Below are 8,230 nucleotides of genomic sequence, written 5' to 3' on the forward strand. Positions count from 1 at the left end.
ACGGTCAAAATAGCGGCTGAAACTCACTGCTTTCGTTTGATTCATGAAAGAACACCAAATCCGCTATCTCGGTGAGAATCCTTCATTTACCAAGGATTTCAGGAGTTTTCTGCACTATTAAGCTTCATCACTCCAAATTTTAGGCAATCACCCTGACTGCACGGCTAGCTGACCTGGGGCAGCGCTTGCTCCACTGGGCCAAAAATTCTATCTGTCAACTTCACGTACCAAGCGGCGGCCTGCACTTGAATGATGTAGGCCATAGCAATGACTAGGGCAATTTCTGAACCTTGTTTGCTACCAAAGGCGATGCTGTCTATCGCGATGGCGATCGACAGGTTGCGCATCACCGTGCCGTAGATGGCTAGACCTGAGGAAACTCACGGTAGCCACCCCCACTAGTGGTTCCACAGATGGTGGCTGCACGGCCCTAATTGCCCAGCAGGCTCCTCAACATCCAGGCGGTCTTTTCATGTACCTGCATGCGTTGGGTGAGCAGGTCTGCGGTGGGTTCATCATTGGCCTGATCGACTGTTGAAAAGAGCGATCGCGCCGTACGCACAACGGCCTCCTGCCCCTCCACTAGTTTGCGGATCATCTCTTCCGCACTGGGCACGCCGTCTTCTTCGCCAATGGACGAGAGTGCCGCAAACTCTTTGTAGGTGCCAGGAGCCGGGAACCCCAGCGCCCGAATGCGTTCGGCGATCAAATCTACCGCCAATGCCAGCTCGTTGTACTGCTCTTCAAACATCAAGTGCAGGGTGCGAAACATAGGGCCGGTCACGTTCCAGTGGAAGTTGTGGGTCTTCAAATATAGGGTGTAGGTGTCGGCCAATAGCTTAGACAGCCCCTGGGCAATCTCGCGGCGCTCGTTCTCTGCCATTCCGATGTTGACGGGCATGGTTTGCATAGCAATCTCCTAGATAGTCTGGTGAGTAAAACTGAGTTGGCTATGGGGCTAGATCAATTCATCCAGCACTATTGGCCGTCATCTGGCTGACAATCTTTTGCACAATTTGCACCCCGGTTATGGCCTGCCAGCCAAACAGCCCCAGCACCACCAGGTTCAACGAGACGTGAACACTGCGAACCCAAGTGTGCTTTTGCATAAAGGGCACCAGCGCCGCCGAGGTAGAAACCAACCCAACTATGGCTAACCCGGCAAACAGGTGAGGGCCAATGACGATTTTGCCGCTGTTGATATAGGTCACGACGATGCCACCGATCGCCCCCATGACGATCAGCGCCAAAAATATAGAGCCAATTTGATGATGCCGAATTGCAAATCGACCCTTGACCAGCTCTTTTTTCGGCTCGCCCTCTGCCAATCTTGTCCGCCGAACCTGTACTCCTAGATATAGGGTGTAGAGCGCTAGGGCGAGCAAAATCCACATGGTAATAGGGTGGAAAAAGCTGAGATAGGGTTTAAGCGCCGCTAGACTTTCTAAATTCATGATGATGATTTATAAAGTATTTTTATGTATCTTGAATTGATCGTCACGGTCTAACTATTTGCTCTGTGGCGACTATGTTGCTTCAGTGAGTGATTGCCATTCTTCAACCACCTCAGGCGAGACATTTAGCGTGATCTCGGGTTGATTGAGAGTTGGCAGCGACAGCTGCAGCGGAATTCCTAGTGCTAGCTGCACCAAAATTGGCTGTAAATCATACTCTGCCGCATTGAGTTCGACTTGGGTTTTGTCCGCAAACATCTCCTGGGATATATCAGTGGCTGTTAAGGTTTTACCCAGCGAGTCGGTAAACGTTAACGGCTGTAAATGATCGAGTTCTGCCGTGCCTGGAAATCCAACTAGCCGCAGGTAAATAGTAGCTGTTTTGCCCAAGTGAATGCGTTTGAAAGCGATCGCTTGCCAGCTATTACCCTGCTGATCTTTGAGTGTTTGGCGCGACTGATAGACGATCTGCCTTGGGGCTTCTTCTAGTTGACGAAGAGCGGCTTGGGCTGGGGCGATCGCCACATTAATGGTCATTGTCCAAACCAGCATTCCGAGCAGGAGTGTTGAGCCAATGAAACGTAAAATAGTCTTCATATTCAGTACAACTGGGATAATGTCTGCATCAGTTTTTTCCCTTGAGCTGAAGGGAGAAGGTGCCCTGGCGTTAACTTTGTCGGCTGACCCCAAGGTTAGGGCCAGGGCATAGAATTAACATGGTGAAAATTTAAAGTCAGCTGGTCACCTCGATCTTAAGGAGCTTTAAATCAAGCCAGGGCCTTTGTGACGCCAGTCATGTTTCATGGTTAGTTTGCCATCCTCATCTTCAGATAGCTCCTGCATTTGATGGGCACGTTCTGCCGATTCCTGGGCGGCTTGCTCGCGCAGATCTCCGGGCACCTCGATATACATTTCTGGCTCAATCGCGTAGTTATTGATCAAGCCCTCTTTGTCTACGGTGTAGCCATCTGTGGAGTGGCTCGATTCTGCATCAGGCCCGTCGTCATGGGGGGTGTGGCCAAAATGCTTGCCTTCTCGATGCTGACGAGCAGCAGATTCAGCCGGAATGAGGTGCGCGTCATACTGGGGAATATGCTCTTGAAGATTATTTTGGGTATTCATTAAATGGCCTTCTGTAGTATTTTTGACACCGACTACTAACAAGAAGCAAGCCTTAAAGCACCTCTTTCTCCATAAGATATTGGCAGGCTATTGGTTGCTTCTTTGAGTGAATTGGTTGAATTGATTGAGTTTGACACTAAACGCAATTAGAGTCGCTTAGTAATAGTCTTCTAATAGAGAAAAGGGGCCGTCTCGACTGGCTCAATCCCCTTCCCTCTGAAAGCTCCCACGGCAAAGGTACCGCCAACATACTTCCATCACGCAGGGCGGAAGAAGCTGATATAGGGCATCCGAGCTAACAATCTATCCAAACTCACAGCACTGGCCTCGCTTAGAAGCTGTCCAGTTTTCTTGAGTCTAACACTATATCCGAGAAGTTCCGTAGTTTTGTATGTTTACACGTTACCATACAGTTATATAAGAGATCTCTGGAAAGCGCAACGCTTTGCAAATCTCTTGTTGTACAAAGCTTTCAGGGCTTTGTACAGACGTTTACAACCTGTTTACTTTTGGAAAATACTGCTATGAAAATGAATGTTGGCACCCTTGATCGCGGGATTCGCCTCCTATTGGCGTCAGTCTTCTTCTATCTAGGGCTATTCCTCTACAGCGGCTCTGCCCTGGGCGTTGGTCTGGTCGTGGCGGGCGGTGTGTCATTGGCCACCGGGCTAGTTGGCTTCTGCGGGCTCTACAGCCTGCTGGGCCTGCGAACTAGCCAGATCCACGAACACATTTAGTCAGGCTCACTCCTTTTAAAACTACTTGGAAATGACGATGACTTACCACTTCAGCAAGTTTGTTGATGCCTCTTTTGAGGAGGCGATCGCCCAGGTTACCGAAGCCCTCAAGCAAGAGGGCATGGGCGTGCTAACTGAAATCGATGTGCAGGCGGCTTTTAAGAAAAAATTGGATATCGACTTTCGGCGGTACAAAATTCTGGGGGCTTGCCATCCTCAAATCGCCTATCAAATGATCCAGACCGATGACAAGTCGGGAGTGTTATACCCCTGCAACGTCGTGGTGCAAGAACACACCGATGGTCGAGTCGAGGTTTCAGCGGTTGACCCGCTGGCGATGTTTGCCCCGGTCGAGAACCCACAGGCTAGGGAAATTGCGATCGCGGCCAGTCAGACCGTCCAGCGGGTGATCGATCACCTCCCTGCCCTCCAGCCCAATGCCAAAACCTACGAGTATGCCATCTAAGGCATAAGGCTATTTTCTATGGATACGAGTCTTCCAATTGAAGTGCCCTCCCTATCGCGGCGGCAGTTGCTCAACTTTTTGACCGGAGCCACCGTTGCCGCCACCGCTGGGTCTGCCCTATATATCGCGGGTAAAGTCTTCGTTCCCCCAACTGAGAAAACAGGGCCGGGGGGAGCCATTCTGGCCAGAGATGCGTTAGGAAATCTAATTCCCGCCACTCAGCTTCTGGTGGAGCCACCGGGAACGCGCGCCCTGGTCGCCGGTTTGGCGGGAGAACCCACCTACCTAATTGTCACTGAAGACAGCGCCCTAGACGGCATCGGCATTGTCGATAATTGTACCCACCTGGGCTGCACCTTCCCCTGGAACCCGCTGGATCAGGAGTTTCAATGCCCCTGCCACGGTTCGCTCTATGCCCCCGATGGCTCGGTGGTGAGAGGGCCAGCGCCTCTGCCGCTCAAGATTGTGCAGGTCAAGGTCAGTGATAACAGCATTTTGATCTCACCCTGGACGGCCACTGACCCCCGTACGGGCAAGCAGCCCTGGTGGGTTTAAGGGTGGATGGGTGGATGCAGAAGTTGCAGCACTCACCCATTTCATCGCTTTGCCTTACAGTCAATGCCGAGGAACTCATCCTACAAAATCAATCAGGTAACCAAATGAAAATTGCCGTATCTAGCCAAAACAAAACTACTCTGACCGGCCACCTCGGGCGCTGTCAAACCTTTTGGATCTATGACGTGGAGGGCACCACCATCCAGGACAAACAACTGCTCCAAATCACCAAAGACCAAAGCTTTCGCGAGAGTTCTCCGAAAGATCCTCATCCCCTAGACGCCATGCAGGTACTGATTAGTGGCGGTATAGGACGGGGATTAGCCCGTCGTCTAGAGGTTAAGGGCATTCAGCCGCTGATTACCGCTGAAACTGACCTGGATGCCGCCGTCATGGCCTACGTATCTGGCACCCTGGCCGTGATGACGCCAGAAGAGCATCACCAGCTCGAACATGGGGATGACCACGAGCACCACCACGGGGCACACAACCACGGTCGGCATAAAACTAGCCCCGCCCCTTCAATCCATCAGGGGTAGGGTATTGCGCTAACTTCTCCCTCGCTTCCGGTGGGAGTTAGGTGACTATTCGACAGTGCGATCGCCCCCTCAAACGCCCCAATTCTCCGGTATCCAATGACCCAATCCTCTCAATCAACCCCAGCTGTGGTAGACCTATCGCCTACAGATCTGGCTCAAGCGCCCAATGCTCCCCTGGTTATTGATGTGCGCAGCGGGCTTGAGTATCGCACTGGCCACGTTTCAGAAGCCCGAAACCTCAGCCTGCCCCGCATCTTGCTCGGCTTGGGCGTATCGCGCTGGTTTTTACCGCAGTGGTTTCGAGAACTCTCCCTCGATCAGCCCGTTGCGGTGATCTGTTTGACCGCCCACCGCAGCCCCATTGCAGCGAAACAGCTAATCAAAGCAGGCTTCACAACGGTCTACAACATTACTGGCGGCATGATGGAATGGCGACGATTAAGTTTGTAAAAACGAACAGTGCCTGCTGGCGCAATGGGTATAGACGGTTTTTGGCCTGGGGTATGGCCAAGGCTACTGAGGCAGATGAGCAGACTATTCAGCTGCAAGATTGCTCCGACTACGCCACCATGGCAGACCTGAAACGATCGCTATTGGGCCATTTGCAGGGCAGGGTGTTAGAAATTGGCCCCGGAGCCAGGACGAACCTGGCCTATTTCCCCCCAGACATTCATTGGATTGGGGTAGAACCCAACCTGTTTACCCATCCCTACATTCATCAAGAAGCTGAACGTCACGGACTGAAAGACATCGAACTGTATGGTCAACAGGCGGAGCAATTGCCGGTCGAAGATGGCACCCTGGATGCCGTGGTGAGCACCTACGTACTGTGTTCTGTAACCGACATTGATGCGACCCTAACGGACATTCAACGAGTGTTGAAACCTGGCGGCAAGTTTGTTTTTATGGAGCATGTTGCCGCGACCGATGGCACCTGTACTCGCACCGTTCAGGATGGCATTACGCCGATTTGGAAGACGGTGTTTGACCACTGCCATCCCAACCGAAAAACCTGGGTAAACCTGGAAAGCGAAGGGTTTGCAACAGTAGACTATCAAACCTTTCGACTATCCATTCCAGTGGTTAGCCCGCATATTGCTGGGGTAGCAACCCGAGCATCAATTGACCCTGAGACTGCATTGACGCACAGCCACAGAAAATCTAGACAACTTATTTCAGGAGATATCTATGATAGTTAATCAGTCAGTGCGAGCCGTAATGCTGGCTCTCGTCCTGGGGGTTTGTCTGTGGTTGGGGCTGGGGCCAAACTTGGCTATAGCCGCACCGCTGTCAGTAGCTGAATCAAGCGTTCAGGACAGGGTACAAACTCTGCCCGACGCATCCTTGGAGCTAAAAGCCGCAGTCGATCGCACCCTGACCGCCATTCCCGCTGGCTTCTACAAGGTGGACGATGTTGCGGGGTTCAAACGCCTGCAAGCCAATGCCCAGGCGCAGGTGGTGGATGTGCGTGAACCCGCTGAATACACAGCAGGTCACATTCCTGAGGCGATTAACATCCCGCTGCGCACCCTGGCCCAGCACCTTGACCAGATCGAGCGCGATCGCCCGGTGGTGCTTTACTGCTCGTCGGGCTATCGCTCGGCCATGGGAGTAGTGACCCTACATCTGCTGGGCTATGAGAATGTGCAGGGGTTTCCGCCCAGTTTTGCAGGTTGGAAGGCGGCGGGAGAGGCGATCGTGAGAGCCTAAGCCGTAGAGTATGGCTCTCAGCCGATACCTCATGCTCTCTCCCCCCTTGGGCGAGGGCGACGCATCAATAGATCATGCTCTATCTTGCAAATATGGAGAATTCAACTACCATGCGGTAATATAGTCATAGATGTAAGCCTGTCGAACATTTGAAATGTCTGCTACACCCTCTATCCTGCCTGAAGTATCTAATGTCATTCGGGAGACGGCAGATAACTGCGGCATCTTTAAGCTTAGCCCTGAGGCACTTAGTCTGATGGCAGACTTCTTCAAAGTACTGTCAGAAGTTAGCCGCCTTCAAATTGTGTGTTCATTAAAGATGGGTGCCAAAAATGTCACTGAGATTATCGAAGAGACTGGGTTAGGCCAAGCCAATGTGTCTAAACACCTGAAAATGCTTGCCCAAGCTAACGTTGTGTCACGGGAGCAGCGAGGAGTCTGCGCCTACTACCAAATTGCCAATCCTTTTCTTTTTGAACTCTGCGATCTTGTCTGCGATGCCCTAGCCATTCAGGTAGAACATCAGAGTCAACAGTTACAGCAGCTATCAACATTCCGGCAAGGGCGTTAAAAAGCTCTTCAAAAGTCACGGAGTTGCTGATGGTGAGGTGAGCACAATTCAAAAAACAGAATGTTTTCTAGATAAATCGCTGGATCTATCTCCTGGCAGGACTTTTGAGGTTTCTCCTGAATTGTTGTAAATAATTCAGGCTATCCCGACAACTGCTCCCTTTGCAAGCTATATTACTATATGGTAATCTAGTAGATATCGCGAGATGCATAAACCCTTTTTGCTATAACGCCACATCACCCTACTCAGGAGATAAATACTGAACCTATGCTATTCCGACAATTATTTGATCAAGATTCGTGGACTTATACCTATTTGATCGCTGACGCTAGCCTTAGCGAGGCCGTCCTAGTTGATCCAGTTATTGAACAGGTGGAGCGAGATTATAAATTGCTCAACGAGTTGGGATTGACCTTAAGGTATTGCTTGGAAACTCACGTCCATGCGGACCATATTACAGGGACTGGGAAGCTGCGCGAGCTGACTGGCTGTGAGGGCATTGTTCCAGCGAATGCTGAGGTTGCCTGCGCGAGCTGCCATATCAGCCATGGTGAAGTGCTGAAGGTAGGTGAGGTGGAACTTCAGGCGATCGCTACGCTAGGCCACACCGATAGCCACATGGCCTATTTAGTGAATGGGGATAGAGTTCTTACAGGAGATGCCCTATTTGTTCGAGGCTGTGGACGGACAGACTTTCAAAGCGGAGATGCAGGTACGCTGTACGATTCGGTAACGCAAAACCTGTTTACATTACCCGATGAAACCTTGGTCTATCCAGCTCATGACTATCGTGGCCACAGCGTTTCTACCATTGCCGAGGAAAAACAGTGGAATCCTCGCTTTGTTGGGCGCACCCGCGATCAGTTTATCGACTTCATGAATGACTTGAATCTACCAGACCCTAAAAAAATGATGGAGGCAGTGCCTGCCAATGAAAGGTGCGGCAATATGGCTCTACGGGAATGAGTATGCTGATGTAGTCGATACTATACCGAGTCGTTATGGTGCCTCTGCTCACGGAATTACTAGGTCTATCTGGTGTTGATGTCGAGTCTTATGAGGCCACTGAGGACAGC

The 8,230-nt window shown here is 51.3% G+C and carries 14 protein-coding genes; 9 read left to right on the top strand and 5 right to left on the bottom strand.

What is annotated here, in order from left to right; translation table 11 throughout:
• Positions 1 to 164 precede the first annotated feature (164 nt).
• The 5 genes from VB780_RS25165 to VB780_RS25185 all read right to left on the bottom strand — a co-directional run bounded on the left by VB780_RS25165 (position 165) and on the right by VB780_RS25185 (position 2,576).
• The gene (locus VB780_RS25165) at positions 165 to 347 is read right to left on the bottom strand and encodes a hypothetical protein (protein ID WP_323353938.1); all 183 of its coding nucleotides are present in this window, start codon (positions 345 to 347) and stop codon (positions 165 to 167) included.
• Positions 348 to 430: 83 nt separating this feature from the next.
• Positions 431 to 901 (bottom strand): Dps family protein, encoded by a 471-nt coding sequence (locus tag VB780_RS25170; RefSeq protein WP_416349261.1) that lies wholly within the window; start codon positions 899 to 901, stop codon positions 431 to 433.
• Between the two features lie 67 nt (positions 902 to 968).
• On the bottom strand, positions 969 to 1,454 hold the full coding sequence (locus VB780_RS25175; protein WP_323353940.1) for a DUF4079 domain-containing protein: 486 nt from the start codon (positions 1,452 to 1,454) through the stop codon (positions 969 to 971).
• 72 nt (positions 1,455 to 1,526) lie between these two features.
• Positions 1,527 to 2,051 carry a DUF3122 domain-containing protein gene (locus VB780_RS25180; RefSeq protein WP_323353941.1) on the bottom strand — a complete coding sequence of 175 codons (525 nt, stop codon included), beginning with the start codon at positions 2,049 to 2,051 and terminating at the stop codon, positions 1,527 to 1,529.
• Between the two features lie 165 nt (positions 2,052 to 2,216).
• Complete coding sequence (locus tag VB780_RS25185; RefSeq protein ID WP_323353942.1) at positions 2,217 to 2,576, bottom strand: hypothetical protein; 360 nt, start codon at positions 2,574 to 2,576, stop codon at positions 2,217 to 2,219.
• Between the two features lie 524 nt (positions 2,577 to 3,100).
• Between VB780_RS25185 and VB780_RS25190 the strand changes: the two genes are divergently transcribed.
• The 9 genes from VB780_RS25190 to VB780_RS25230 all read left to right on the top strand — a co-directional run bounded on the left by VB780_RS25190 (position 3,101) and on the right by VB780_RS25230 (position 8,120).
• Positions 3,101 to 3,313, top strand: a complete 213-nt coding sequence (locus tag VB780_RS25190; protein ID WP_323353943.1) for a DUF2892 domain-containing protein — start codon at positions 3,101 to 3,103, stop codon at positions 3,311 to 3,313.
• A gap of 37 nt (positions 3,314 to 3,350) precedes the next feature.
• Entirely contained in the window at positions 3,351 to 3,779 is a 429-nt protein-coding gene (locus tag VB780_RS25195) for a DUF302 domain-containing protein (RefSeq protein WP_323353944.1), read from the top strand.
• Positions 3,780 to 3,797: 18 nt separating this feature from the next.
• On the top strand, positions 3,798 to 4,334 hold the full coding sequence (gene petC, locus VB780_RS25200; protein WP_323353945.1) for a cytochrome b6-f complex iron-sulfur subunit: 537 nt from the start codon (positions 3,798 to 3,800) through the stop codon (positions 4,332 to 4,334).
• A gap of 104 nt (positions 4,335 to 4,438) precedes the next feature.
• Entirely contained in the window at positions 4,439 to 4,873 is a 435-nt protein-coding gene (locus VB780_RS25205; RefSeq protein ID WP_323353946.1) for a NifB/NifX family molybdenum-iron cluster-binding protein, read from the top strand.
• A 96-nt stretch (positions 4,874 to 4,969) separates the two neighbouring features.
• The gene (locus VB780_RS25210; RefSeq protein ID WP_323353947.1) at positions 4,970 to 5,323 is read left to right on the top strand and encodes a rhodanese-like domain-containing protein; all 354 of its coding nucleotides are present in this window, start codon (positions 4,970 to 4,972) and stop codon (positions 5,321 to 5,323) included.
• Positions 5,302 to 6,072, top strand: a complete 771-nt coding sequence (locus tag VB780_RS25215; protein WP_323353948.1) for a class I SAM-dependent methyltransferase — start codon at positions 5,302 to 5,304, stop codon at positions 6,070 to 6,072. The genes VB780_RS25210 and VB780_RS25215 overlap by 22 nt, the downstream gene beginning before the upstream one ends.
• Positions 6,062 to 6,583, top strand: a complete 522-nt coding sequence (locus VB780_RS25220; protein ID WP_323353949.1) for a rhodanese-like domain-containing protein — start codon at positions 6,062 to 6,064, stop codon at positions 6,581 to 6,583. The genes VB780_RS25215 and VB780_RS25220 overlap by 11 nt, the downstream gene beginning before the upstream one ends.
• Before the next feature lie 154 nt (positions 6,584 to 6,737).
• Positions 6,738 to 7,154, top strand: coding sequence for a metalloregulator ArsR/SmtB family transcription factor (locus VB780_RS25225; RefSeq protein ID WP_323353950.1), 417 nt, complete (start codon positions 6,738 to 6,740; stop codon positions 7,152 to 7,154).
• Positions 7,155 to 7,421: 267 nt separating this feature from the next.
• Positions 7,422 to 8,120 carry an MBL fold metallo-hydrolase gene (locus tag VB780_RS25230; RefSeq protein ID WP_323353951.1) on the top strand — a complete coding sequence of 233 codons (699 nt, stop codon included), beginning with the start codon at positions 7,422 to 7,424 and terminating at the stop codon, positions 8,118 to 8,120.
• Positions 8,121 to 8,230: the final 110 nt, after the last annotated feature.

Origin of the sequence: Leptolyngbya sp. CCNP1308 (assembly GCF_034932455.1) — a bacterium.
GTDB lineage: Bacteria > Cyanobacteriota > Cyanobacteriia > Phormidesmidales > Phormidesmidaceae > Nodosilinea.